This is a genomic window from Agrobacterium sp. SORGH_AS_0745, from assembly GCF_030818995.1.
Classification (GTDB): domain Bacteria; phylum Pseudomonadota; class Alphaproteobacteria; order Rhizobiales; family Rhizobiaceae; genus Agrobacterium; species Agrobacterium tumefaciens.
Genome location: NZ_JAUTBI010000003.1, coordinates 1745259 through 1772158 on the forward strand (window position 1 = coordinate 1745259; position 26900 = coordinate 1772158).

At 58.5% G+C, this 26900-nt stretch carries 21 protein-coding genes and 3 pseudogenes; 11 read left to right on the top strand and 13 right to left on the bottom strand.

Annotated features, from left to right (window positions below; genetic code table 11):
• Positions 1–186 precede the first annotated feature (186 nt).
• The 5 genes and pseudogenes from rplI to QE432_RS18280 form a co-directional block, all read right to left on the bottom strand.
• The gene (rplI, locus tag QE432_RS18260) at positions 187–762 is read right to left on the bottom strand and encodes a 50S ribosomal protein L9 (RefSeq protein WP_003512362.1); all 576 of its coding nucleotides are present in this window, start codon (positions 760–762) and stop codon (positions 187–189) included.
• Positions 763–776: 14 nt separating this feature from the next.
• A pseudogene (locus QE432_RS18265) lies at positions 777–1752 on the bottom strand (DUF2232 domain-containing protein).
• A 188-nt stretch (positions 1753–1940) separates the two neighbouring features.
• Positions 1941–2189, bottom strand: a complete 249-nt coding sequence (rpsR, locus tag QE432_RS18270) for a 30S ribosomal protein S18 (RefSeq protein WP_003496832.1) — start codon at positions 2187–2189, stop codon at positions 1941–1943.
• 13 nt (positions 2190–2202) lie between these two features.
• A complete protein-coding gene (rpsF, locus tag QE432_RS18275; protein ID WP_003512373.1) occupies positions 2203–2664 on the bottom strand; it encodes a 30S ribosomal protein S6 in 462 nt (153 codons plus the stop codon).
• Between the two features lie 291 nt (positions 2665–2955).
• Positions 2956–4000, bottom strand: a pseudogene (locus QE432_RS18280) (aldo/keto reductase).
• A 223-nt stretch (positions 4001–4223) separates the two neighbouring features.
• Between QE432_RS18280 and fabD the strand changes: the two are divergent.
• The 7 genes from fabD to gmk all read left to right on the top strand — a co-directional run bounded on the left by fabD (position 4224) and on the right by gmk (position 11311).
• A complete protein-coding gene (gene fabD, locus QE432_RS18285; RefSeq protein WP_111789458.1) occupies positions 4224–5168 on the top strand; it encodes an ACP S-malonyltransferase in 945 nt (314 codons plus the stop codon).
• Positions 5169–5268: 100 nt separating this feature from the next.
• Entirely contained in the window at positions 5269–6006 is a 738-nt protein-coding gene (gene fabG, locus QE432_RS18290; RefSeq protein WP_003512379.1) for a 3-oxoacyl-[acyl-carrier-protein] reductase, read from the top strand.
• A gap of 350 nt (positions 6007–6356) precedes the next feature.
• The gene (locus QE432_RS18295) at positions 6357–6593 is read left to right on the top strand and encodes an acyl carrier protein (RefSeq protein ID WP_003502080.1); all 237 of its coding nucleotides are present in this window, start codon (positions 6357–6359) and stop codon (positions 6591–6593) included.
• A 246-nt stretch (positions 6594–6839) separates the two neighbouring features.
• A complete protein-coding gene (gene fabF / locus QE432_RS18300) occupies positions 6840–8102 on the top strand; it encodes a beta-ketoacyl-ACP synthase II (protein WP_065661575.1) in 1263 nt (420 codons plus the stop codon).
• Positions 8103–8467: 365 nt separating this feature from the next.
• The gene (gene mltG, locus QE432_RS18305) at positions 8468–9688 is read left to right on the top strand and encodes an endolytic transglycosylase MltG (RefSeq protein WP_003512383.1); all 1221 of its coding nucleotides are present in this window, start codon (positions 8468–8470) and stop codon (positions 9686–9688) included.
• Positions 9689–9756: 68 nt separating this feature from the next.
• Entirely contained in the window at positions 9757–10644 is an 888-nt protein-coding gene (locus QE432_RS18310; RefSeq protein ID WP_003512385.1) for a YicC/YloC family endoribonuclease, read from the top strand.
• Between the two features lie 4 nt (positions 10645–10648).
• Complete coding sequence (gmk, locus tag QE432_RS18315) at positions 10649–11311, top strand: guanylate kinase (protein WP_003512388.1); 663 nt, start codon at positions 10649–10651, stop codon at positions 11309–11311.
• A gap of 27 nt (positions 11312–11338) precedes the next feature.
• Here gmk and QE432_RS18320 read toward each other — a convergent pair whose 3' ends face one another.
• The 7 genes and pseudogenes from QE432_RS18320 to QE432_RS18350 all read right to left on the bottom strand — a co-directional run bounded on the left by QE432_RS18320 (position 11339) and on the right by QE432_RS18350 (position 19763).
• Positions 11339–11953, bottom strand: coding sequence for an alpha/beta hydrolase (locus QE432_RS18320; RefSeq protein WP_306625226.1), 615 nt, complete (start codon positions 11951–11953; stop codon positions 11339–11341).
• A gap of 56 nt (positions 11954–12009) precedes the next feature.
• Positions 12010–12840: a 16S rRNA (adenine(1518)-N(6)/adenine(1519)-N(6))-dimethyltransferase RsmA gene (rsmA, locus tag QE432_RS18325; RefSeq protein ID WP_013635841.1), complete on the bottom strand. Its 831-nt coding sequence runs from the start codon at positions 12838–12840 to the stop codon at positions 12010–12012.
• On the bottom strand, positions 12840–13862 hold the full coding sequence (gene pdxA / locus QE432_RS18330) for a 4-hydroxythreonine-4-phosphate dehydrogenase PdxA (RefSeq protein WP_025592978.1): 1023 nt from the start codon (positions 13860–13862) through the stop codon (positions 12840–12842). Before pdxA ends, rsmA begins: the two co-directional genes overlap by 1 nt.
• Positions 13863–13881: 19 nt before the next feature.
• Positions 13882–14829: a SurA N-terminal domain-containing protein gene (locus tag QE432_RS18335; RefSeq protein ID WP_019565400.1), complete on the bottom strand. Its 948-nt coding sequence runs from the start codon at positions 14827–14829 to the stop codon at positions 13882–13884.
• A gap of 297 nt (positions 14830–15126) precedes the next feature.
• On the bottom strand, positions 15127–17508 hold the full coding sequence (locus tag QE432_RS18340; protein ID WP_111783174.1) for an LPS-assembly protein LptD: 2382 nt from the start codon (positions 17506–17508) through the stop codon (positions 15127–15129).
• Positions 17508–18597: pseudogene (gene lptG / locus QE432_RS18345) on the bottom strand (LPS export ABC transporter permease LptG). The gene QE432_RS18340 and the pseudogene lptG overlap by 1 nt, the downstream one beginning before the upstream one ends.
• The gene (locus QE432_RS18350) at positions 18594–19763 is read right to left on the bottom strand and encodes an LptF/LptG family permease (protein ID WP_111795917.1); all 1170 of its coding nucleotides are present in this window, start codon (positions 19761–19763) and stop codon (positions 18594–18596) included. Before QE432_RS18350 ends, lptG begins: the two are co-directional and overlap by 4 nt.
• Before the next feature lie 313 nt (positions 19764–20076).
• Here QE432_RS18350 and QE432_RS18355 point away from each other — a divergent pair, with 313 nt between their 5' ends.
• The 3 genes from QE432_RS18355 (at position 20077) to QE432_RS18365 (ending at position 23231) form a co-directional block, all read left to right on the top strand.
• Positions 20077–21570 carry a leucyl aminopeptidase gene (locus QE432_RS18355; protein ID WP_065704783.1) on the top strand — a complete coding sequence of 498 codons (1494 nt, stop codon included), beginning with the start codon at positions 20077–20079 and terminating at the stop codon, positions 21568–21570.
• A 25-nt stretch (positions 21571–21595) separates the two neighbouring features.
• On the top strand, positions 21596–22045 hold the full coding sequence (locus QE432_RS18360) for a DNA polymerase III subunit chi (RefSeq protein ID WP_003512404.1): 450 nt from the start codon (positions 21596–21598) through the stop codon (positions 22043–22045).
• Between the two features lie 157 nt (positions 22046–22202).
• Positions 22203–23231 carry a sensor domain-containing diguanylate cyclase gene (locus QE432_RS18365; protein WP_306627087.1) on the top strand — a complete coding sequence of 343 codons (1029 nt, stop codon included), beginning with the start codon at positions 22203–22205 and terminating at the stop codon, positions 23229–23231.
• A gap of 43 nt (positions 23232–23274) precedes the next feature.
• On the opposite strand, the gene QE432_RS18370 is transcribed toward QE432_RS18365, so the two are convergent.
• Positions 23275–24201 (bottom strand): Gfo/Idh/MocA family protein, encoded by a 927-nt coding sequence (locus tag QE432_RS18370; protein WP_003512408.1) that lies wholly within the window; start codon positions 24199–24201, stop codon positions 23275–23277.
• A gap of 742 nt (positions 24202–24943) precedes the next feature.
• Between QE432_RS18370 and QE432_RS18375 the strand changes: the two genes are divergently transcribed.
• Positions 24944–26881 carry an EAL domain-containing protein gene (locus QE432_RS18375; RefSeq protein WP_306625229.1) on the top strand — a complete coding sequence of 646 codons (1938 nt, stop codon included), beginning with the start codon at positions 24944–24946 and terminating at the stop codon, positions 26879–26881.
• Positions 26882–26900: the final 19 nt, after the last annotated feature.

Consider the following 26900-nt stretch of genomic DNA (forward strand, 5'->3'; position numbering starts at 1 on the left):
GCGCTCGACAACCTCAACGTTGCGGCTATTAGCGATGTGGGATCGCCCTGCTGATCTCCCTCCTTGTGGGGGAGATGCCCGGCAGGGCAGAGGGGGGGGTAACCTCTCCGCACACTCCAGTCACAAAACCAAAAAAACCCCGGATGTCGCCATCCGGGGTTTTCCTTATGACCACAAGGCCAAATCTTATTCGTCGTCGTCGTTGCCGTCAGCTTCCGGATCGAAGAAGTCTTCCGGACGCAGGGCGTCTTCGTCAACGCCGTAGATGGCGTCGGCGGAGGTGAGGCTTTCGCCCTTGGACTGACGCTCGGCTTCTTCGGCAGAACGGGCAACGTTCAGCTCGACCTGAAGCTCGACTTCGGCGTGCAGGTGCAGGGTAACGTTGTGCAGGCCGATGGTCTTGATCGGCGTGTTCAGTTCAACCTGGTTGCGGCCGATGTTGAAGCCTTCGGCGCCGAGGATTTCAACGACGTCGCGAGCAGCAACAGAACCGTAAAGCTGACCGGTTTCGCCAGCCGAGCGAACGACGATGAAGGACTTGCCTTCGAGTGCTTCGGCAACCTTCTGGGCTTCCGACTTGCGCTCCAGGTTACGGGCTTCAAGCGTTGCGCGCTCGGTTTCGAAACGGGTCTTGTTGGCGGCGTTGGCGCGCAGCGCCTTGCCCTGCGGCAGCAGGAAGTTACGTGCGTAACCGTCGCGAACCTTTACGGTTTCGCCCATCTGGCCGAGCTTGTTGATGCGTTCGAGAAGAATAACGTCCATCTTCTTGATCCTTTCTATGTGTTGGTTTCGTTCGTATTGTCAGTTTTCCGCGTTGGGGTGAGGGAGATCGTGCTGCGCACGTCGCTCAATCCCAAAACGAGAATGATAAGCAGCGGGAAGACAAAGACCGCCGAGAGATAGGCGAGGATGAGAACCGGCAGACGCCAGTCCTTTCCACGCGCGCGTTTGTGCAGCGAGGCGTAACCCGCCATCAGGAAGCCCGCACCGAAGGTGCCGCAGACGACTGCGCCGACCATCGCGGCGACGCCCCCGAAGAACATGGCGACGATGCCACAGAGAAAAACGAAGATGGCGTTGCGGTGCATGCGCAGTGCGGAAGGAATGTCCTCGCGTGGGCGAAGACCCTTGCCGAAGGAACCGACCAGCCGGGCCGCGAAATAATAGGCAGCAAACAAAAGGATGACCCACAGGCCGCCTCTGAACGATCGGCAGCATCAGAACCAGCAGCGACTTCGTCTGCGCCAGTGCCTCGACATTGGGTTCGAACAGCGGTTCGCGGCTCTGCACGGAGGTCATCATCAGATCGACCATGCGCGCGACGAGATCGGGACCGTAACCGATCATCCAGCCGAGAATGACGACGGCAACCGAAACCAGAAGGCAGAGATGCAGGACGATGCCGGACAGCGGATACCAGGCAAGCAGGTCATCCGGGCCGCCGAGTTCCGAGGCCGGGCGCGCCAGATTGGCAAGATGCGAAAGCCAGCCCGCCGGGATCAGCGTGAAGATCGCAATGGTCAGCGAGAAAAGCGGCGATATGACGAGCGCGCCGATGATAGCCGTGGTGATGATCGCAACGACGGCTGCGCGATTGCCCCAGCCCATGCCGGCGATGAAGATGGGCATGGCGGAACCGGCGTAAAGCAGGAAGGAAAAGGACGACTGTGCCGTTGCGCCAAGCGTTAGAAACGCGGCGCATATGCCGGCGAGAACGCCGGTGATCAGCACTGTCTGGTTCAACTTTTGCACTTCGCTGTCCTGCTGGAAACTTGAGCAGTTAGAGGACCGGTCCAATCAGGATCGTCGTCCCCAACATGGGTTTTATGGTATCGATCCGCGCCCAACGCGGAAGGATTTGAACTCGCAACCTACTGATTAAAAGTCAGTTGCATCGTGGAAGACGAGGCCGCGCCAAAGCGCGGCCTCGTTTCAAATCATTACGCTACGACGTAAGGCAGCAGGCCGAGGAAACGGGCGCGCTTGATCGCCTGGGCGAGTTCGCGCTGCTTCTTCTGGGAAACGGCCGTGATGCGGGAAGGAACGATCTTGCCGCGCTCGGAAATGTAGCGCTGCAGGAGACGAACGTCCTTGTAGTCGATCTTCGGAGCGTTTGCGCCGGAGAAGGGGCACGTCTTGCGACGGCGGTGGAACGGGCGGCGTGCCTGGGAAGAGGATGTATCAGCCATTGGTCAATTCTCCTTATGCACGGTCTTCGCGCGGACGGCGCGGACGGTCTTCGCGGTCGCCGAAGCCACCTTCGCGCGGTGCGCGGGGACCACGATCTTCACGCGGGCCACGATCCGGACGGTCGCCATCGCGGCGCGGACGGTCGTCACGGTCGCGCTTCTGCATCATCGCGGACGGGCCTTCTTCGTGGGCTTCGACGGCGATGGTCATGTAGCGAAGAACGTCTTCGTTGATGCGCATCTGGCGCTCGATTTCGTGGATCGCAGGCGCCGGAGCGTCGATGTCCATGAGAGCGTAGTGAGCCTTGCGGTTCTTCTTGATGCGGTAGGTGAGGGACTTCAGACCCCAGTTCTCGACGCGTCCGACTTTACCGCCGAACGATTCGATAACGCCCTTGTACTGCTCGACAAGTGCGTCGACCTGCTGGGCAGAAATATCCTGCCGGGCAAGGAAGATGTGTTCGTAAAGAGCCATTTAAGCTTTGCCTTTCTTGCGTTTCGTCCTTCACCCGGCAACGGCGCTAAGCCTCAACGACTGCTCCTGGTTAGGCTGCGAAGCCTTAAAGCAAGAAAAGCGTTGTTCGAGACGGTCGAGAGCGGAGACACGGGAGGCCGGAAAAACCTTATGGTTCCTGCTGTTTCGTTACCGAAACCAGCCCTCCGTTCAGCCACCAGCCAATTGGACCGGGTGTTGTGAACAGCGCGCTTATATCCATTTTTGCCCGGAATGCAAGGACCGGAGGCGAAAAAGCGCGCTGCGCTGTCGTCAGATCGGCATCGGATACTGCCGATGGATCGCCGCGATGCCTTTCAGGACGTCGTCGGACAAGGCGACATCGGCTGCTGCGATATCCACCTTCAGCTGCTCCATGGTCGTTGCGCCGATGATGGCGGAGGCCATGAAGGGGCGTGTCAGGCAGAAGGCGATGGCGAGCTGTGCCGGATCGATGCCGTGTTGTGCGGCTAGCTCAAGATAGGCCTTGACCGGCGCTTCCTGATGCGGCTGCAGGCGACCGCCGAGGTCCTTGTTGATGGTGCCGCGCGAGCCCGCAGGGCGTGCGCCGTTCTGATACTTGCCGGTGAGCAGCCCCGCCGCCAGCGGCGAGTAGGCCAGCAGGCCGACATCTTCGTGATGGGCGACTTCCGCCATGTCGAGATCGAAGCTGCGATAAAGCAGGTTATATTCGTTCTGGATGGTTGCGACGCGCGGCAGGCCACGGGCCTCGGCAATATCGATATATTTCTGTGTACCCCAGGCGCTTTCGTTGGAAAGGCCGATAGCGCGGATCTTGCCGGCCTTTACCAGCTCGCCGAGCGTGTCGAGCTTTTCGGTTATCTCGGCAAGCGTGCGCTCCTTTTCCTGACCGGAAGCATCAAAGCTCCAGGCGCCGCGGAAGTGATAGGTGCCACGGTTCGGCCAGTGGATCTGATAGAGGTCGATGTAATCCGTTTTCAGGCGCGTGAGGCTGGTATCTACTGCCTCGCGGATGGCGCTCGCATCGATATCGCGCCCCGCCGCGAATATAGTCACGCCCGGAACCGGCGACCTTGGTGGCGAGCACGACCTGGTCACGCTTGCCGGTCTTTTCGAACCATGTGCCGATATAGTCTTCCGTCCGTCCCTGCGTTTCGGCGGAAACGGGGGTGGTGGGGTAAAGCTCGGCCGTATCGAAGAAATTGACGCCGTTCTCCAGCGCGTAATCCATCTGCGCATGCGCTTCGGCTTCAGTGTTTTGCGTGCCCCACGTCATTGTGCCAAGGCAAATTTCGGACACGGAAATGCCCGTGCGGCCCAATAGTCTCTGTTTCATGGAAATGTCCCGGTGCTTGGCCAGATATTTTGAAAGGTGGCATGAAAGTAATGGGGAATTGCCGCAGTGCAAGAAAAAATATGATGAAAAGAAAGGGGAAAATAGATCGGCAAAACCGCGTCGATGGGGTGCCGAAGGGCTTCAAGCCTTGACTCCGCAGGCCGGAATGTGAATGGAAGTCGAAAAGAATAAAGGCAAGGCCAGACAAGAAGGACCACATCCCATGGGTATTGCATTCACATTTCCCGGTCAGGGAAGCCAGGCCATCGGCATGGGCAAGGAACTCGCCGATACCTATCCGGAAGCACGGGCTGTGTTCCAGGAGGTCGATGACGCGCTCGGCCAGAAGCTTTCCGACATCATGTGGAATGGCCCGGAAGAAACGCTGACGCTGACGGCCAATGCCCAGCCGGCGCTCATGGCGGTGTCCATGGCGGTCATGCGGGTTCTGGAAGCGCGGGGTCTGAAGCTCTCCGACGCCGTTTCTTATGTCGCTGGCCATTCGCTCGGTGAATATTCCGCGCTCTGTGCTGCCGGCACCTTCTCGGTTGCCGATACCGCACGGCTTCTCCGCATCCGCGGCAATGCCATGCAGGCTGCCGTGCCGGTGGGCGAGGGCGCGATGGCAGCGATCATCGGGCTGGAGCACGATGCTGTTTCGGCAATCTGTGAAGAGGCTTCCATTCTCGGCGTCTGCCAGATTGCCAACGACAATGGCGGCGGCCAGCTGGTCATTTCCGGCGGTAAGGCGGCTGTCGAGAAGGCGGCTGCGATCGCTTCCGAAAAGGGCGCCAAGCGCGCCATCATGCTGCCGGTTTCCGCGCCCTTCCATTCCGCGCTGATGGCGCCGGCGGCGGAAGCCATGCGCGAGGCGCTGGCGGCTGTCGAAAAGAATAACCCGGTCGTGCCTGTTATCGCCAATGTGCGTGCCGCCCCCGTTTCCGACGCCAATGAGATCGCCGCTTTGCTGGTCGAGCAGGTGACGGGCCAAGTGCGCTGGCGCGAGACGGTGGAATGGTTCGCCGCCAACAATGTGACGCAGCTTTACGAGATCGGCTCGGGCAAGGTGCTGACGGGTCTTGCCCGTCGCATCGACAAGACGGTGAACGGCGTTGCCGTCAACGGCGCTGCCGATATCGACCAGCTTCTCGCCACTCTTATCGGCTGAGACGGGCTTCGCCCCGCATCGGCTTTTTGTTTTACGGTAATTCCCGATGCAATTCCGCTAAAAGGCTTTTTGCGGAATTGCTCTAAAGAAGGAACGGAACATGTTTGATCTGACAGGCCGCAAGGCTCTCGTAACCGGCGCGACCGGCGGCATTGGCGAGGAAATCGCCCGCCTTCTGCACAGCCAGGGCGCAACCGTCGGCCTGCACGGCACGCGCGTTGAAAAGCTCGAAGCCCTGGCGGCGGAACTTGGCGACCGCGTCAAGATTTTCCCGGCCAACCTTGCCGATCGTGCCGAGGTCAAGGCTCTGGGCGAAAAGGCCGAGGCCGAGCTGGAAGGCGTCGACATTCTTGTCAACAATGCCGGGATTACCAAGGACGGCCTGTTCGTGCGCATGAGCGACGAGGACTGGGACAACGTCATCGAGGTGAACCTGACCGCGATGTTCCGCCTGACGCGTGAACTGACGCATCCGATGATGCGCCGCCGTTTCGGCCGCATCATCAACATCACCTCCATCGTCGGCGTCACCGGCAATCCCGGTCAGGCGAACTACTGCGCCTCCAAGGCCGGCATGATCGGTTTTTCGAAGTCGCTGGCACAGGAAATCGCCACCCGCAACGTCACCGTCAACTGCGTGGCGCCCGGCTTCATCGAAAGCGCGATGACCGGCAAGCTGAACGACAAGCAGAAAGACGCCATCATGGGTGCCATTCCCATGAAGCGCATGGGAACGGGCGCCGAAGTCGCTTCGGCCGTACTTTATCTGGCTTCCAATGAAGCTGCTTACATGACCGGCCAGACCTTGCACGTCAATGGCGGCATGGCGATGATCTGACGCCACCTGAAAGGCGTCTTGAAACGATTGCGGCGCTGTTTCTGCACCTTGTTTGGTGTCGGGCGCCGCAAGACCCTCCATGCCGGTTTCCGGCGAAATTGCCTGTCATACGTTGTGCTTAGCGCGTTTTCAGGCTTTTCGACCGGTTGAAACCGTGTTAATCGGGCCAAGACTGTGAACAGTCGTCCCGGAGAGACAGGAAGCCGTTGCGATTTTGCGCGACGATGTCTAGCTTGGACCGGGTTGAACGGGTTTGCCAGCAGTGCCGGATTTGAACGGCGCATGAGGGCTTCTAACAGGGCAGGGTGCCGTAAGGCATTCCCTTCAAAATAAAGGTCGAGGAAACCGACATGAGCGATATCGCAGAACGCGTAAAGAAAATTGTAATTGATCATCTGGGCGTCGACGCCGACAAAGTTGTTGAAGGCGCAAGCTTCATTGACGATCTGGGCGCTGATTCGCTCGATACCGTTGAACTGGTCATGGCTTTCGAAGAAGAATTCGGCGTCGAGATCCCAGACGACGCAGCTGACTCGATCCTGACTGTTGGCGACGCTGTCAAGTTCATCGAGAAGGCCCAGGCCTGATCGACCTGTATTGGGGAGGTGTAACAACCTCCCGTCTTGGCCCGGCTTGTCCGGGCCAATATTTTATCGTGAAACAGAACGCGCCCGAAAGACGTGCGTCCTGACGAATGCATAAGTTTCCGAACCGGCTCCGGCCTGCGGAAGATTATGCGGACATTCAAAATGGTGCAGCGCCTGTTCCCGCCATTCCATGGTGTGTGGCGTTGCAAAAAGACCGATGATTTGGATAAGGGCGGAGCGTTGGCGATGAGGCGTGTCGTTATCACCGGTACCGGCATGGTATCTCCTCTTGGATGCGGAACGGAAATCACCTGGGAACGGCTGCTTGCCGGCCAGAACGGTGCCCGTCTCGTGACTGAGTTCGAAGTCGAAGACTTGCCCGCAAAGATTGCCTGTCGCATTCCCGTCGGCGATGGCTCCAACGGCACGTTCAATGCCGATGACTGGATGGAACTCAAAGAGCAGCGCAAGATCGATCCGTTCATCCTTTACGGTGTGGCCGCCGCCGACATGGCGCTTGCGGACGCCGGCTGGCATCCCGAAACGGACGAGGACCAGATCGCCACGGGCGTTCTGATCGGCTCCGGCATCGGCGGTCTGGAAGGTATTGTCGAGGCGGGTTATACGCTGCGCGACAAGGGGCCCCGCCGCATTTCTCCATTTTTCATTCCCGGCCGTCTGATCAACCTGGTTTCCGGCCACGTCTCAATCCGTCACAAGCTGCGCGGTCCGAACCACGCCGTAGTGACGGCTTGCTCGACCGGCGCGCATGCCATCGGCGATGCTGCCCGGATGATTGCGTTCGGCGATGCCGAGGTCATGGTCGCAGGTGGCGCCGAATCGCCGGTCTGCCGCATCGCGCTTGCCGGCTTTGCCGCCTGCAAGGCGCTTTCCACCCAGCATAACGACGATCCGCAGAAGGCATCGCGTCCCTATGACCGCGACCGTGACGGTTTCGTCATGGGCGAAGGTGCCGGTATCGTCGTTCTGGAAGAGCTGGAACATGCCAAGGCGCGCGGCGCAAAGATTTATGCCGAAGTCGTCGGTTACGGCCTTTCCGGTGATGCCTATCACATCACCGCACCGTCAGAAGATGGCGATGGCGCGTATCGCTGCATGGCGATGGCGCTGAAGCGCGCCGGCCTCACGCCTGACGATATCGACTACATCAACGCCCACGGCACGTCCACCATGGCCGATACGATCGAGCTTGGTGCGGTCGAGCGGCTGGTTGGTGACGCGGCGTCGAAGATTTCCATGTCTTCCACAAAGTCGGCCACCGGCCATCTTCTCGGAGCAGCTGGCGCTATCGAGGCGATTTTCGCCACGCTTGCGATCCGCGACAATATCGTTCCGCCGACGCTGAACCTCGACAATCCCGACGTGGAGACGAAGATCGATCTGGTGCCGCACAAGGCGCGCAAGAGGCAGGTCAACGTCGCCTTGTCGAACTCCTTCGGGTTTGGCGGCACCAACGCCTCCCTCGTACTGCGTCGCTACGAAGCGTAAATCACGACGAAAACCCGGTGCCGCAAACCGCCTAAAGCGGTGCGGCTCCCTCCCGCCGGGTGCCTGAGAGCGCTCTTCTTTGAAGAACGCATTGCGGCTTGCGAAAGCCATTTCGATTTTCGCGCCGATATTGTAGTCGTTTACGGAAGACGGTTTGCCGGTTTCGGAATGATTTCCTGCTGCGGGTGAATTTCCCGCCGCAGATGGCTTTCCTTGACCGGCTTTGCCGGAAACGACGATTCGTGAAGGAGGACAATGAGGTCTTCACGATGTCTCTATGTGGTGCAGGAAGGCATTCCGAACCTGTTTTTGCCGCATTACCTGCGCAAAAAGCGCTGACAACGCCGAACTGAAAAGGACCGACGGTGAGCGACACGAACCAGAACAGCCAGGGACCATACGGACGAGACGGCGCGGGTGAGGGCAATCGCGGCCCGATCATCCCGAAATCCCCGACCGAAGCGCTTCGGCCGGAAAAAGTGCCGGCTCCACCGAAGCGTTCCCGCAAGGCCCATGGCCAGCTGGTGATCTTCCTGAATTTTCTGATGACGCTTGCGGTTGCCGTCTGTGTGCTTGCTGTCGCAGCCTTCTATTACATGATCAATGCGTTCCAGGAGCCCGGTCCGCTTCAGACGAACACACATTTCACCGTGCGCAACGGCGCAGGCCTCATCGAGATCGCCAATAATCTCGAGCGCAATGACGTCGTATCCAATGCCCGTGTCTTCCGCCTGATGACGGGCAGCTACCTGCAAAAGGACCAGACGCTGAAGGCGGGCGAATACGAAATCAAGGCCGGCGCATCAATGAAGGATATCATGATGCTCTTGGAGTCGGGCAAATCGATCCTTTATTCCGTATCGTTGCCGGAAGGACTGACCGTCAAACAGATGTTCGCGCGGCTTGCCGCCGACGAGGTGCTGGACGGCGAATTGCCCGCCACCCTGCCGCCGGAAGGCAGCCTTCGCCCCGATACCTATCGCTTTACCCGTGGTACGAAGCGTGAGGAAATCATCAACCAGATGAGCGCGGCGCAGGAGAAGCTGATCGACATGATCTGGGAACGTCGTGACCCAGACCTGCCGATCAAGACGGTCGAGGAATTCGTGACGCTCGCCTCGATCGTGGAGAAGGAAACCGGCAAGGACGACGAGCGCGCCCATGTCGCTTCGGTGTTCTACAACCGGCTGAAGAAGGGCATGCGCCTGCAATCTGACCCGACGATCATCTACGGTCTCTTCGGCGGCGACGGCAAACCGTCCGACCGTCCGATCTACCAGTCGGACCTGCAAAAGCAGACGCCCTTCAATACCTATGTCATCAAGGGCCTGCCACCGTCTCCCATCGCCAATCCGGGCCGGGCCGCACTCGAGGCGGTTGCCAACCCGTGGCGCACCGATGACATCTACTTTGTTGCCGATGGCACCGGCGGCCATGTGTTTGCAAAGACGCTGGACGAACATAACGCCAATGTGCGCCGCTGGCGCAAGATCGAGGCCGAAAAAGCGGCTTCCGGCGCCAATCCCGATGTTGTCGTGGATGGTCAGCCCGGCGGCACCGAGGCGGAAAAACCGGCCAATAACTGATAGTTCTGACCGGGCCTTGTCATCGCAAGGCCCGGTTTTTTGCACGGCATGATGGGGGCTTTCTGAATATGACATTGCAATCGATGACCGGGTTCGCGCGCAGCGAAGGAACCTCCGGCCGTTACCGCTGGGCGTGGGAATTGCGCTCGGTGAACGGCAAGGGGCTCGATGTGCGCCTGCGCCTGCCAAACGGTCTGGAAGCGCTGGAAACGGGCCTGCGGGAAATCGCGGCACAGCATCTTTCCCGCGGCAATATTCAGGCGGGATTGACGCTGGCGATTGCGGAAAACCGGCTGGAAGCGGTGATCAACCGCGATGCTCTTGCCGCAGTTCTCGCTCTCAAGGAAGAACTGGGCGACGTCGTCGACGACAAGCCGCTGAGCTTCGATACGCTACTGTCGCTGCGCGGGCTCGTCGATTTTCGCGAGGCGGAAGATGACGCCGAGGCGCAGGCCGCGCGCAACGCCGACGTGCTTGCGGGCTTTGCCGCCGCCGTCGAGAAGCTGAAGGACATGCGCGAGCGGGAAGGGGCGTCCCTGTTTGCCATCCTGTCCGGGCAGATCGACAGGATCGAGCAACTCGTGAACCTCATCGAAAACGATCCTTCCCGCCAGCCGGAACAGATCGCTGCAAGGCTTGCCCAGCAGATTGCCCTTATTGGCGATGGCATGCACGGGCTCGATCGCGACCGTCTGCACGCCGAGGCCGCACTGATCGCTACCAAAGCGGATCTGCGCGAAGAGGTCGACCGGCTACACGCACATGTCCAGGCATCGCGCGAACTTTTGGCTCATGGCGGGCCAGTTGGCCGCAAGCTCGATTTTCTTGCACAGGAATTTAACCGCGAGTCGAATACAATCTGTTCCAAATCGAACGCCAGTGCGGTAACCGCAGCAGGCATAGAGCTGAAAGTGGTTATCGACCAGTTCCGCGAGCAGGTCCAAAATCTGGAGTAGACCCATGGTTCCGGTGAACAATTCCCCTGTTACGATTGCCCGCAGAGGGCTGATGCTGGTGATTTCATCGCCATCGGGCGCTGGTAAATCCACGATAGCGCGCAACCTGCTCGACAAGGACAAGAACATCAGCCTGTCCGTCAGCGTGACGACGCGCCCGCGCCGCCAGAGCGAGATTGAAGGCATCCACTACCACTTCATCTCCAAGCGCGACTTCGAACGGCTGCGTGACAGCGATGAGCTTCTGGAATGGGCCGAGGTTCACGGCAATTTTTACGGCACGCCGCGCGAGCCGGTGGAAGTGGCGATGGCGGCCGGACGCGACATGCTGTTCGACATCGACTGGCAGGGCGCCGAGCAGCTTCAGGACAAGATGAAGGCCGACGTCGTGTCGATCTTCATCCTGCCGCCAACCATGACCGAGCTGCAATCGCGCCTGCACCGCCGCGCCGAGGACACCGAAGCGGTGATCCAGACCCGGCTTCTCAATTCCCGCGCCGAGATCGAGCACTGGCGCGATTACGACTACGTCATCCTCAACGACGACCTGCAGGCGGCCTTCGAGGCCGTAGAAGCGATAGTCAAGGCCGAACGTGTGCGCCGCGACCGCCGCCACGGCATGTTCGATTTCGTGCGCGGACTGCTTGCGGAAGAACCGCAGCTCTGATTTGGCAGTTAAAGCGGCGTGTTATCTCTAATGCTGACGTAGCCATTGCCGGGACACGCGCTCGTCTGCCGCGTCTGTTGCCCAGCCGTGGCCTGTGTCGAGTGTCTCCAGTACCACATCCGCGCCCGCAATCGAAAATTGATCGGCCAAATGGGGCGCATCATCGCGATGCCGCCGCTCATCATGTGCACCTGCAAGCAGGAGCGCAGGATATCCGGTGAGCTTCGGAAAATGCTCGTTATTGCGTGGGGATAGTGGCCGAAGCAGAATGGCACCCCTCGACAGATGACGATCCTGGCAGATTGTTTCAGCCGCGATGATCGCACCGTTTGAATATCCCACGAGAAAGGGTCTTTGCCCCGTCTGCTGAAATACGAATTCGATAAACCGGCAAAGCCCGGCGGCTTGATGTTTCAGGTCGTCGATATCGAGTTGTCTATCGGGCTTTCTGCGAAAAAACGCAAAGCCATTTTCCCATGGCACAATGCCTCTCGGAGCATACAGAATGCCGTTGGGAAAAACGGTACGGCCAAACGAAGCGAGATCTTCCTCCGTTCTTCCCGAACCGTGTAGCAACACGACTGCGCAATCAGGCGATCCGACGGGCATGTGTAGCTTGTAGTGAAAACCGGCACTCTCCACGCGCTTGTCCTCTAATTCTGTCACCCGCGTTAGAAGTGCCGAAACGTCGCCTTCAATTACAGGCAGTTCGCCAGCGTCACAAATTCCTCGACCGACAGCGTTTCAGCCCGTCGTGTCGCGTCGATGCCTGCCTTTTCCAGCAGAACTTCACCGCCAAGGCTTTTCACGCTCTGGCGCAGCATCTTGCGGCGTTGGCCGAAGGCGGCTTCCGTTACCTTTTCGAGCTTCGCGACATCGCAGGGCAGCGGCTTTTCCTTTGGCAGCAGATGCACGACCGTCGAGGTAACCTTAGGCGGTGGGCTGAAGGCCTGCGGCGGGACGTCGAAGGCCATTTCCGAAACCGTGCGCCAGCCGGCGAGAACGCCAAGGCGGCCGTAATGGTTGTCGCCTTCTTCTGCCACGATGCGCTGGCCGACTTCCTTCTGGAACATCAGCGTCATGGAGAGCCAGAAAGGCGGCCATTCTTTCGGCAGCAGCCAGTTGACCAGCAATTGCGTGCCGACATTGTAAGGCAGGTTGGCAATGATCCGCACCGGTTCGCCAGCGGGAACCAAAGCCTCGAAATCGGTCTTCAGCGCATCACCCTCGATGACCTCAAGACGTCCGGGATAATGCGCTTCGATCTCCGCAAGTGCCGGCAGGCAGCGGCTGTCCCGCTCAATGGCGATAACCTTTTTGGCACCGAGCGATAGAATGGCGCGGGTGAGGCCGCCAGGCCCGGGGCCAACCTCAATGACCGTCACGCCGTCAAGCGGCCCAGCGGTTCGGGCGATCTTCTGGGTGAGATTGAGATCGAACAAGAAGTTCTGCCCGAGCGACTTCTTAGCGTCTAGCCCATGGCGCTGAATGACATCGCGTAGCGGCGGCAATCCGTCAATCGCGGCCATTATGCGCCGACCCGGCTGCGAAGAGAAATCTCCGCCGCCATCTTCAGCGCTGCGACAAGGCTCGTTTCGCTGGCAATGCCCTGGCCGGCGATGCCGAAGGCGGTGCCGTGGTCGGGCGAGGTCCGGATGAAGGGCAGGCCGAGCGTGACATTGACGGAATCGTCAAAGCCAAGCGCCTTGGCCGGGATAAGGGCCTGATCGTGATACATGCAGACGGCGACATCATAGCGCCTGCGGGCGGCATCGTGGAACATCGTATCGGCGGGCAGGGGGCCGAAAGCGTCGATCCCGTCTTTCCGCAACCGTATGGTCGCAGGGTGAACCACATCGCGGTCCTCCGTGCCCAATGCCCCGTCTTCACCCGCGTGCGGATTGAGACCGGCGACCGCCAGTCGTGGTGCCTCGATGCCGAATTTCTGCCGTAGATCAGCATCGATAATGCGGCAGGTCGTAACGATCAGCTCTTCCGTCAGCGCCGAAGGCACGTCTTTTACTGGGATATGGATCGTTACCGGCACGACGCGGACCTTGGGTCCGGCAATCATCATCACCGGCATCACCTGTTTGCCGGTCAGGCGTAAAGCCAGATCGGCGAGAAATTCCGTGTGACCGGGAAAACCGAAGCCTGCTTCGTAAAGCACGGATTTCGCAATCGGATTGGTGACGACGGCGGAAGCCTTGCCCTCGACCGTCAAGGCAACGGCGAGCTCGATCGCCTTGATCGTCGCATGAGCGGCTCCGACATGCGGCTGGCCGGCCTGAACCTCGAAACCGACGGGAAGAGGAAGAACGGGAAAAGCACGGTCGAACACGCCGACGGCATCCGCCGCTTCGCAGGTCTCGATATTGACCGGTATGCCAAGCAGCGCCGCACGGCTCGCCACCACATCGGGATCGCCGATGAAGATGAAGGGCGCCACGCCGTTCTCCCGGCGCTTGGCCCAGGCGGCAATGGCGATATCAGGGCCGATACCGGCTGGATCTCCCTGTGTCAGGGCAAGCGGCAGGGATGCATGTGTCACGGAAAGGCCGGCTCTCGTATCAGGTGTTGACGATCTGCGCCTTCTTGCGCAGCTCATCCATATATTTCTTCTCGTTCGGGTTTTCGCCACCCTTGGCCTTCATCAGGTCTTCGGACTTGAACACCATTTCCGCCGCGTAATCGTCGGAAACCTGACGCTGCTTGCAGATTGCCAGATATTCGACGCCCTTTTCGGTCACACGTGTTCCTGTGGTGCCGCCTTCCTTGGTCTTTTCCACGAGAGGCTTCCACTCTTCCGGCAGTTCGGGCGCCAGAATCCGTCCAAGATCCTTGATCGCCACGTCCCGCATGGTGGCCGCGAAAGTCATGGCCTGGTCGCAGCCCGGATAACGCTTGCGCGAGGCTTCAGCCTCGGCCTTGCGCTTGCCGGTGATGGCATTGCGCTTCGATTCCGGAATGACAAAGATCACCTGTTGCAGGAAATATTCCGTCGTTACCGGCTTGTCGCCGCGTTCCCTCAGGCGGGTGACGAGGTCCTGGTTAGACATCTTGCCACGCGCACCATAACGGGCGTTCACAAGGCGCGGCCAGCTCATCTGCACGGCGATGAAGGATTTGAAGTGGTCCGCACCGACACCGGCCTTGGAGAGGATCTGCGTCAGCTGTTGCGGGTTCATCTTGTTGTTTGCAGCAAAGCGCGCAAAAGCCGCATCGACTTCTTGGGTGCTGACGGACATTTTCACCCGGCCGATTTCTTCGCGCTTCAGCGCCTCATCAACTAGCTGCTCGCGCGCTTTTTCGGCGAGATTGCCAGATTGACGCTGCAACTTCAGAAAGGCGACGCGCTTGGCAATATCATCATTGGTAATGGGGGTCTTGTTGACGACGATCTTGACCGTGCTGTCGGCGAAGGCCTGGCTGGCAAAGGGCGCAACGGCCATGGGAACGGCGAATATCGCAAAGGCGAAAGCAGCGCCACGCAAAGCCGTCTTTCCGAAATTCATCATATCCTTCTCCCTTTCGTCGGGCGGGGGTCTGTTTCCCCGTCCCGCCAATCTGTTCTGTCTGCCAATGGGGAATATTCCTTACCCCGGCTTCTCAGATCTGCACCTGTGCATCCGCACCGCGAATTTGCCACGTATATATCATCGCGATCTGCAAGACGGCAATGTGTCGGTTTGTTGAAAGAAACCCGATGGTTCTATACCGGACGGACCCTGGCGCGTTGTTGCGGCAAAACCGTGACTTTTACTGGCTGGATGGCAAAAAGGCAGGCCACGATGCTGTATGGCCTGCCTTTAAACTCAGTAATTGTTCGGTTTCCAGCCGATATCCATATCGGCCCAGTCCTCGTTTGCGGAACCGATGCTGACATCGCCGAGCGTGCGGAATGCCAGACGGGCATTGATCGACCAGTCATTGGCGGCCTGCCGGCTGGAATTGATATTGCCCTCGTCGGAGTAGCTGACCGTCAAGATCGTGCATTCATCCTGATATGCGATGCCAATACGGCGCTCGGCGGCAAATTTTCCGTTCAGATCGTAGTTGATCGAGCCGAACAGCGACCAGTTGTCGTCCATGCGCAGCGTACCGGACGCCTGAACGATATCGCGGTCTTCATTGTATCCGTACTGCGGCTGCGCCTTGACCTGCGTATAGCTGAGCTTGCCGGTGAGGCGGCGGTCCGAATAGCTGACGCCTGTCTCGGAACGGTTGATCTCGAGATTGTCCTTGTCGAAGCGCAGGCTCGACGACAGCGAAAGACCGATCGGCGCATCGAAGGCTGCCATGGCGACGTAGTCCGACCGGTCGGATTCGAGACCGGAATTGGCACCAACATTGAGCAGATCGTAAGAGGCGAAGGAATTGTCGCCCGCCAGATGGAAAGACTGGCCGGCAATGGCGCGAATGCCGTAGCCATTGTCAAACGTGCCGTTGTAGCGCAGACCGATGTTTGCGCGCGTGCCGCCTTCGATCCGGTCGAAACCGGAGAACTTGTCACGTTCGAACAGGTTGGTCGCGTCGAACACGAAAGCCTGCGCATCTTCATTGGGAAAGCGGCCGGCATATTGTTCGTTCGGACGCACGAAAATCTGCGCAATCGGCTCGATCACATGGTTGCTGTTTAGCGCCGTGAACAGCCAGGGGTAACGCACTTCCAGACCGCCGGTTACCATGCCGCGCAACGCCGCATCGTCCTGCATCATGCCCTGATAGGCATAGGACGTGCCACCCGATGTAAAGCTTGCCGCCGACATATCCGTCCACAGCGCATCGCCACGGGCGGCCAGGATCGGCGTGATCTGCAGGCCGCTATCCATCGTGAAGGTGCGCTTCCATTCGGCTTCGGTGGAAAGACGCGTATAGTTTCCTTCAAGCCCGTTGAACCGCGAATAGCCTCCAAGCGCGTAGGCATCCTGTTTCTGGCGGGTGATGCTGGTCAGGTTGGTGGTCAGCGAAAGTTCGCCGCCATAGATCGGATCCGGTACGAAATAACGGTAGTCGACAACCGGATGAACGATGGCCTGCTTGCGTTCGTTGGATTCGTTGTTGTCCGTATCCTGAACGTTGAAATAATAGCCGCGGGCATCGAAGCTGTTCCGCTCGCCTGTGCCGGCCAAATAAATCTGATTGGTCTGGACGTCGTTCTTGTAACCCTTCAGCCCATAGGTGCGCGAAAAGTTGTTGTCGGTCTGCACCATGGCATCCCAACCGAACGCCCAGCGCGGATTGATGGAGAAGTTACCCTTGCTGGCAATCATGCCGCGATTGTCGTTGAGGGCGTCACTGGTTCCGGCAGTAAATGTATCGGACTTCAGCTGGCTGATGCCGGCGACAGTCACGGTGTGCATGCCGGTTTCGAAACGCTGGCGCAGTTCCGCCTGCAGAAGCAGACCCTGCGTCGTGTAATAGGTCGGGGTAACGGTCACATCCGAGGTGTCGGACAGAACCTGGAAATAGGGCACGCCGATGCCGAAACCGAGGTTGTCGGTAATGCTCATCTGCGGAAACAGGAATCCGGACTTCCGCTTCACCGTATTGTCCGGAACCGTCAGGAACGGGACGTATGCGATCGAATGGCCGAAAAGCTGCAAGCGGGCTTTTTCCAGCCGGATCGTATGGGTCTTGCCGTCCTGAATGACACGTTCAGCCTTGACCTGCCACAGCGGCGCCTTTTCGGGCCGTTCGGCGCAGGGCAAACAGGCGGTATAGACGCCGTTATTGAGGACCATGCGGTCGCCTTCGAGCCGTTCGGCGCTTTCACCCGCGATGCGGGTATTGTCCGGGGTCTCGACGCGCAGCGCATTGACGAAGCCCTGACCGAAATCGTCAGTGACATCCATCTCGTCGGCATAGATCTTGTTGCCGCCGGGCTCGATCAGCTCGATGTTGCCGTGCGCAATCACGCGGCCCGTCTGCTGATTATATTCCACTTGCTGGGCCACCATACGGTAGCCCGAATAATGCATGCGAACCACACCCTTTGCGATGACACGCTGGGAATCGCGATTATAGGTCAGTTCATTTGCCGTAAGCAGGAGTTTCGAATCGTCTTGGCTTCCGGGCGCAAGCAAACCACCCTGGCCGAAAGCGACCGGGCTGGATGCCAAATATGCGCACACAGCGGCACCTGTCAGAAGGGCCGTCCAAAGCCGCCTGATATTCCCGCGGTCATATACCGCCACTAGCCGTCCTCCTGATGAAGCAGAATGGTTGCCCCCAAAGCCAACGCCACGATGACTGGAACCCAGACCGCGACGGTGGGAGGGACAACGCCACCACTCCCGAATGCCCTTACGAGCACGGTTACTACATAAAGCACGAAGCCGGAAACGATTCCACCCAGAATCACGGAGCGCGACTGGGCGAAGCGGCTGAAACTTTAATGAAACTGTCGCGGCGATCAAGGTCATCGCAACCAGAAGCAGGGGCGTCGATAGCAGGAAATGATACTGCGTCTCAAGCGCTTTCGACGACAGTCCAAAAGACTTTGCAACTTCGATCTTGTGAGAAAGATCAAAGAAAGCAACGGTTTCCGTCTGCGTCATACGTTCCTGAACGAATTCCCGTCTCAGATTGGTACTGATCCGCGTGCTCTCTTGCCGAACTGGCACATGTCCCGCACGGGTTTCCGCGACGCCGTTAAGAAGCCAGTAACCATCTTCCAACTTTGCCGACTTCGCGTCCTGCCGGGAGACAATGTTTCCGTCCTTGTCGAGGTGGATCAGAACCACATCGAGAAGCATCGTTCCGTTGTCTTCGAAGCTCTTGGCGCCGATAATGGTGTCCTGGCCGCCGCTCGACTGGCGCATCCATGGAATGATGTCCTGCTGGCGTCCGCCGCTGCCTTCGTTACGCCAGCCCGCTTCCATCGACAGCGAGCGGTTCTGGCCCCATGCAGCGATTGGGTTGAGGACGAGGACGGACAGGATGCCGAGAAACACCGCACCAAGGACAAAAGGAAGGATGAATTGCCAGGCGGAGACGCCCGCCGCACGCGTGACGACGAGCTCGTAACGCCGGTTGAGCGAGATCAGCGTCGTCATGCCGACGAAGAGCGCGATGAAGGGAATAGTCTGCTGCAGGATCAGCGGCAGGCGAAGCGCGGTGAGGCCAAGTGCTCCTGGAACAGAATAGCCTGGCACGCTGGACATGCGCCGCGCCGTTTCGCTGAAATCGGCAAGATAGATAATTGCCGATACGCCGAGCAGGAACCAGATGGCCGTGATCAGATACCGTTTGAGGAAATACCGGGCGAGGGTGCTGAAAATCATGCGTTACCGCTCCCCGAGCTTCGCGCCAGCCGGCTGGAGAAAAGACGGCGCAGACGGCTGGCCGTATCCGTGATGATCTTCGGCATTCTCGGCTTGCGACCCGTGATGAGAATAAAGGCGGCGGCGGCGCCGCTGAGGCCCGGCACGGCATAGACCAGCGGAATGAAGGCCGCGCTCTGCTTCACCTGGTTGGTGACGTAGAAACCGAGCCAGCGCAGCATGAAGGCCGTCACCAGCGCAGCGACCATCGGATGCATCCGCGCTTCACGATGCGAGCGTGCATCAGCGGCTATGACCAGCGATATCAGTGCGAAGGCGAAGGCGAACATCCAGTCCGACAGGCGCTTGTGCAACTCACTGCGGAAGCTTTCGGGAGACCGCTTGTAACTCGCGTTGTTCTCGTCTGGCGAGAGAAGGAAACCGAGGCTCGCATCGCCCGGAGAAAGCGACGGTTCGGAAGTCTGCTTTTCCGACATGGTCGAAAGGTCGAAGGCATAGGACAGGAACTTGACGATGGAGACCTTGCCATCAGGTGTTTTCTGCTGGACTTCGCCGTCGCGCATCGTCAGCGACGTGCCGCTTTCATCGATCATGCCTTCCTTGGCGTAATAGATAAGATCGAAATTCGGATCGCGGCGATCGGCGACGAACAGGCCCTTGAGGATACGGCCCTGACGTTGGGCGATCTGCACATAGAGGCCGTCCTGAACAGCGCGGAAGGTCTTTTCCTCGATCACCGACGAGAGGAGGTCGGCATAGGCAGCCGCCACCATCTGCCTGGCCGAATTTCGGGCAGGCGGCTCGATGAAGTTGGTGATGGTGAAGGAAAGCGCACTTAGAACGGCAGCCAGAATGATAACCGGGCGAAACATCACAGAGCGCGACGATCCGGCCGCATCGATGATGGCAAGCTCGGAATCGTTGTTCATCGCCGTGAATGTCTGGGTGATGCCAATGACGAGGGCGAAAGGCAACACGACGGGAATCAGCGTCGGCAGGATCATCGTCGCCAGCGCCATGAAGGAGCCCATCGACTGGCCGGTATCGGTGACGAGGTTGATTCTCTGGAGAACCTGGATGGTCCAGATGATGGCCAGCACCGGCAGCAGCGCGACCAGAAACATCTGCGTTGTCCGTCGCAGGATATAGTTCTCGAGAAGCTTCATACTGCCCTTGTCGACATTGTTTTTCTGCGCGATCGCTCGCCGGATTTCCGCCTATCTAATCGCATCGTTTGCAATTGGCTATTCCGGCACGCTCACAAAAATGTTTTGCACGATGATTTTTCCACCGCCTGTGTCTTTTTGTGGAACAAGCTGTCGGTTTCATGACGCGATCGGCCATTCCACAAAAATGCCTTTCCTTTAGCGAATGTCGGCCTTTAAAGAATGTGAGCCTTTAAAAATGCAGGGTTGCGCCGGGGGCCGAAAAGGCCATGATCGGGCGCACACGCAAGTTATCCACGAAGAGCAGGAAAACATGTCCGCCAAATTCGATATTTCTTTCGCCAATTCCGCCTCGCTTGAAAATACCCTTGCCGTTGTGCTGCAAGCCTCGGGTGAGGCGCAGGCAGCTGCCGGCGCATCGGAAGCCGATCCGGGTGGCGTGCTTGAACGGGCGGCAAAGATTTCGGGCTTTTCCGCAAAGTCCATGACCACACTCGACGTGATTGCGCCGCAGGGTTCGGGCGCCGACCGGCTTCTCGTCATTGGCCTCGGCAAGCCGGCGAAACTTGTCGCCCATGATTGGTTGCGTGCCGGCGGCACCGCTGCCGCCAATTTCAGGAAGGCGGACAAGGTTGCCGTCTATCTAGATGCCCCGGGCGTCGATGTCGGTGCGCAGGCGGCTGCGGATTTTGCGCTTGGCCTGCTGCTGCGTGCCTATAGCTTCGATGCCTATAAGACCAAGAAGAAATCCGATGATGAGAAGTCGCCGAAGAAAGTAGAAATCGTCATCGTGACGGCAGTCCATCAGGAGGCGGAAAAGGCCTTTGCCGTGTCGGAGGCCGTCGCGGGCGGCGTTGTCCTGGCGCGTGATCTCGTCAACCTGCCGCCGAATGTTCTCGGTCCTGTCGAGTTCGCTGAAAAGGCGGAAGAGTTAAAGAAGCTCGGTGTCGAGGTCGAAATTCTCGGCGAGAAGGAGCTGAAGAAGCTTGGCATGAACGCGCTTCTCGGTGTGGCGCAGGGTTCGGCGCGTCCGCCCCGGCTTGCGGTCATGCAGTGGAACGGCGGCTCCAAGAAGGACGAGCCTATCGCCTTCGTCGGCAAGGGCGTTGTGTTCGATACCGGCGGTATCTCGCTGAAGCCCGGCCTTAACATGGAAGACATGAAGGGCGACATGGGTGGCGCTGCCGCCGTGACCGGCCTCATGCACACGCTCGCGGCCCGCAAGGCGAAAGCCAATGTGATCGGCGTCATCGGTCTGGTGGAGAACATGCCTGATGGTAACGCCCAGCGTCCCGGCGATATCGTCACCTCCATGTCCGGCCAGACCATTGAGATCATAAACACCGACGCCGAAGGCCGGCTGGTTCTCGCCGATGCGCTCTGGTACGCCAAGGAGCGTTTCAACCCGAAATTCATGATCAACCTCGCCACCTTGACGGGAGCGATCACGGTTGCACTCGGCAATCTTCAGGCTGGCCTTTTCTCGAATGATGACGAGTTGGCTGCACGTCTTTCGCAGGCAGGCGATGTTACGGCGGAAAAGCTGTGGCGCATGCCGCTGGGCAAGGATTACGACAAGATTATTGATTCCAAATTCGCCGACATGAAGAACAGCTCTGGCCGTCTGGCGGGCTCTGTCACCGCCGCTCAGTTCCTCAAGCGTTTCGTGGGCGAAACACCCTGGGCGCATCTCGATATCGCCGGCACCGCCATGGGTTCGCCGTTGACCGAGATCAACCAGTCCTGGGGATCCGGCTACGGTGTGCGGTTGCTGAACGAACTCGTTCGCGCCCACTACGAAGATTGATGCGACCGGAGCTGCAAGTCCGCAGATGACTGAAATCCTGTTCTACCATCTGACGGAATCGAAGCTGGAGGATGCATTGCCGCCCTTGCTCGAAAAATCGCTGGAACGCGGCTGGAAGGTCGCGATCCAGACGGTGGACGAGGAGCGCCGCGATTTCCTCGACACGCATCTGTGGACCTTTCGTGACGACAGTTTTCTGCCGCACGCAACGGATAGCTCTGCCGCGCCGCAAAACCAGCCGATTCTTTTGACGGCGTCGAATGCGAACGGTAACGAGGCGAGTGTGCGGTTTCTCGTCGACGGTGCCGAACCGCCGGCGGTGGAGGGCTATGAGCGGATAGTGTTCATGTTCGACGGATATGATGCCTACCAGCTGGAAATGGCGCGGAACCACTGGAAAAGGCTGAAGACCGAAGGTCATGCGCTGACCTATTGGCAGCAATCGCCGGAAGGCCGCTGGCAGAAGAAAGCCTGATCACAGTTTCCCACACAAAAAGACTGGCAAAAATTCGCATGTGGCGCAGCCTGCCGGTTTTCGCATTATGAGCCGAATCAGACATAGCTGTCTGATCCGGCCGACAGGTGACGGACGGTGGCGGCTGCCACAGACCAAACAGCAGAAGGACATCATCATGGGACAGGCGATTTCACGGCCCGACGGGGAAATAGAGCGTCTGGTCGCGGTGCGGTCAATCATGTCCGTCAAGAATGCCGAGATGCCGGAACTGGAAGTGCTGTCTCGATTGGGGCAGGGCGTCTTTGACGTCCCGCGTGCGGCCGTCCATATCGTCGATGAGGACTGGCTCCATATTGCCGAACAGGCGGGAATGCAACTTTCGGAATGCCCGCGCGATCTGTCGATATGCAACCGAGTAATTGCCAGGCAGGATGTCGTGGTCATTTCCGATCTGACCCAGCATCCGGATTTCCGCTTCATGTCCTATGTGAAGGGCGGTCCCGGATTGCGTTCCTATGCTGGCGCGCCGATCGAGCTGGAACCGGGTCTTGTGGTCGGCGCCTTTTGCCTTGTCGATACGGTGCAGAGAAAATTCTCTCAAAGCGAAATTGACAATCTGAAGCACTTTGCGCTGCTGGCGGCCGCACTCCTGCGTTTACAGAAGGCCAATTTCACAATGAGTCTGGCGGAGCGTGAATTGCGGGATGCGGTGATGACTGATCCGTTGACCGGCTTTTACAATCGCAAGGCGCTGGAGGCGATTGTCGATGGCCAGCTTGGCGCGGCTCTGCGTGAGAACGAGGCCTTCGGCGTGCTCTATCTCGATCTGGACGGTTTCAAGGCGATCAATGACACGTTCGGCCACCCGGCGGGTGACAGGGTGCTGACCGCTGCCGCCGACCGCATTCGCAATTCGATCCGCAGCGAAGATACGGTGGTGCGCATGGGAGGCGACGAATTCGCCATTTTCATACCCCGTCCCAGCAGGTCTGAGGTGATGAACGGACTGGCAGACAGGCTTCTGGCAGCCTTCCGTGAACCCTTTGATGTTGACGGGCAGGCGGTCGGTGCGCGTCTCAGCATTGGCGGCGCCATCGCCCCTCAGGCCGGTGCTGACCGCGCCACGCTTTTGCGCAGCGTTGACGAGGCACTGTATCAGGCAAAAAAGTCAGGGCGCGACCGTTTCGTCAGCCGCGCCCTTTGATGCACCTGTCTTCCGGAAGGCTTCCAAAAGCCTTTCGGGCTCCTCAGTCGTAGAAGGAATCCACGAATTTGTGGCGGCCGAGCAGGAAGGCATCGGCCACATGAGTCAATGGCGCAAGATCGACATCAGAGCGTCCGGCCTTGATGATTTCCGCAAAACGCTCGTAGAGCGCCGGATATTCCCGCTCGGGTTCCGACACTGCCTGCTCGCCATTGATGGAGAGCTTCGCGCCGCCTTCCGAAAGCACCATCTGCCCGGCCGCCGTTTCGGCAACGATATCCCAGCTCTGCTTGCCGGTCTGGCGCCAGTCGAACTCGGCGCGCACGGGCATTTTCGTAACGTCGGAAAAATGCAGCTCGGCAGCGATGGGCGCGTCGCGGTTTTCCGGGAACTCAAGCGTTGCCTTGGTCAGGAACAGCGCGCGGGGCAGGATGTGGGTGATGATCGACAGCGCGTTGATGCCGGGATCGAACACACCGAGACCGCCCGCCTGCCAGATCCATGCCTGGTTGGGGTGCCAGTGGCGCACATCCTCTTTCCAGATGACATGCACGCTGTCGATTTTTGTCGAGGCGAGAAACGCCTTTGCAGCTTCAACGCCCGGCGCATAACGCGAGTGCCAGCTTGCAAATAGCGAAAGACCCTTCGAATCCGCAAGGCGAACGAGATCCTGAACTTCCGAAAGCGTTGCGCCCGGCGGCTTTTCGAGGAAAACGTGCTTGCCGGCATTCAGCGCCGCATATGCAGCCTCGTAACGGTACTGCGGCGGCATGCAGAGCGATACGGCCTCGATATCCTCGACGGCCTCCAGCATGGTCTCGATGGTGCCGTAAGAAGCGACGCCATCCACGGTACCGTGGCGGCTGGCCGTGCAGATCAATTCAAAATCCGGATTGCCTGCGATGGCGGGAAGGTGCTGGTCGCGAACGATTTTGCCGACGCCGACGATGGCAAGCTTGGTGGCTGACATGAAGTGGGACCCATTTGTATGATGCGTGGGATAAAGTGTGACTTTACGAGTTTTTTAACAGAAACGCTCAAAGGAGCAAGGCGATCGTCCTTGCAGGTCTCGTCTTTTTTCGGTGCGTAACGGCATGGCAAAAATCGGTATGCATATTTTATGTTGCCTAATATTTGAAATATGAAAATATTGTTTCAAATTTAAAAGTATTGATTTTTATAACTTAATGCTTTTAAAATTCGAACTCGAAGTTAAGTTCCGAAATATTAATGTATATTTTATATGTAAATCAATTTCATTATTAAATGTATTATATTAAGTATTTAAAATAAATATTTATATGGATTTTTTAATTATTTAAACGAAGGCAATTGTCAACTAAATACATACAGCGTAATTCTTGCGTCTTTATCTACGCTAAGTTCTTTGGTGTCGACGTAAAATTCGTTAGTTAGACTGTCTCGATGGTTTTTTCGTTCGGTTGTTGGTTGGCGCTTCGCTTCGTTGCTTGATTTTCCTGCTCGGCATTGTGCGACGCCGGCGGTGAGGAGGTACTCGAACTCGTGTCTTGTAAGTCGCTTGCTGTTGGCACCTGTCCGGCGATTTCGCCGGGGGCAGCCCGCGGTGGAGCGACAGGTCGTGTGGAGCGATTGGCTATATGTACTGATTTTCCTGCGTAAACGCGGAATTTGTGAAGGTCAAACGCCGGAACCACGGCAAAAGAATAGTAATGACCGGGGGACATGCAGAGATGATGGAATTGATCGCCGCCCAGGCGGCCGCGGCAGCCGCCGAGTTGCCGTTCCTGCTGCTCCAGGCTGCGGCCCTTGTCGGCATGGTGTCGGTGCTGATCCTTCTGCAGCGAAACATTGCTCTCGATGACGCTCGTTATAAAATCTTTTACGGCATCATCTTCGGGGTTACCGGTTTCTTGCTGACGCTACTGGTATCCGAGTTCATCAAGCTGCCTTCCAAGCCCTATATCCGCTCTGACCTGCTGTTCCTGGCTGGCGTGTTGGGGTCCTGGCAAGGCGGCTTGATAAGCCTGGCGCTCGTCTCCGCAGGGCGATTTTTGTTTGGTGGTCCGGCACTCTTTGGGGCCGCTTTTCTGGATATGAGCATTATCTCGGCTTTCGGGATGGCAATGTATGGCTGGATGCGCCGGCGCAGTCTCACTGAACTCGGCGTCCGCGAGGTCTTCGGCGTATTCGCGGTCAGGATTTTTGCGGCGTTGTTCGCTGTTTGCGTGACCTATAGTCTCAGCATGATAAATCAGGACGTTTTTCTCAGTAACGTCGGACGGCGCATCTTCGGCTCGTTGGTTGGGTTGCCGATGATCGCCTGTCTGTTTCTGTTGCTGCGCAGCGAGGCGCGGGCGCGTGAAGAGGCAAGGAAACGCGATGCTGCGGCGCGGACGGATTCGTTGACGGGCCTTCCCAACAGGCGCGCCCTCAAAGACCATATCGAAGTCGTGATGCGGCAGGAGCCGGCCGTTCCGCACGCTCTCCTTCTCATAGAAATCGTCAATATGGCCGATGTCGCCGCCTGCCAAGGCGAGGATTGGGGCGATCTTTTCTGGCCGAGGCTGGCACAGGAAATCTGCAACGATGACAACGGTCTGCTGTCGAGTTCCAATGCACCGCGCAGCTTCATGTTCGGCGATACCACGCTTGCAGTCGTCATGTCCGGGATTTCGCTCGAGAAGTCGGAAAGCACAAGGCTGATAATGCGTCTCCACGACGGGTTAAGTACATTTTCACGGTCTGCGGATCCAGAACCGGTGCCGCATCTGAAAATCGGTGCCGCTAATCTGGATAAGCTTTCCCGGCAGAACGTGGCTTCCTTCCTCCGGCAGCTTAGTCTTGCGCTGCGAGGAAGCGAAAATCCGGTGCAGATATTCCCCTTCTCCTTCGCCGATAAGGCCACGCGCGACGAGGGGGTGCGCCAGATGCTGGTCAACTGGATCAGATCCGGCAAGCCGCCGATATTTTATCAGCCGAAATTCGAAATGCACAATCGCCGCATGATTGGCGCGGAGGCTCTTTTACGGGCGGTGGATGCGTGCGGACAGCCGCTTTCGCCCTATTATGTGCTGGAGATTGCCGAGCGTCACCGGCTGCTGGTGGAGTTTGAATGGTCGACGATCGAAGCCGTCGTCCGCGACCTCATCGACCTGCGGGGTCTCGACCCGGACTTTCATCTGGCGGTGAACATTTCCGCATCGTCTTTTGCCACTGCGGGCTTCGGAGAGCGGGTTGTGGCCTTTTTGAACGAGATGGGGGTCCCGGCGCACCGTCTGTCGATCGAAGTGACGGAGATGAGCAGGATACCGGCCATCGACATGGTGCAGCAGAATTTCGACAGGCTGAGCGAAGCGGGCGTGCGGCTGGCGCTCGATGATTTTGGCACCGGTTATGCGGCACTCACCCTGCTTGCGCGGTTCCCCTTTGAGGAGGTCAAGATCGATCACTGGATGACGTCCCGGCTTGAACAGTCGCGGTTCCGGGAGGCCATCGCGCTCGCATTCGAAAGCGCCGAACGTTACGGCGCCACGCTGGTGACGGAAGGTATAGAAACGGAAGAGCAGAGCAGGCTGCTCATGCAGATGGGAATCCGTTTCGGTCAGGGCTATCTTTATTCGCCCGCCGTACCGCTCGAGCGGCTACAGCCTCGCAGGGAATGCGCTTAGATTTTCGCACCAGCATCAT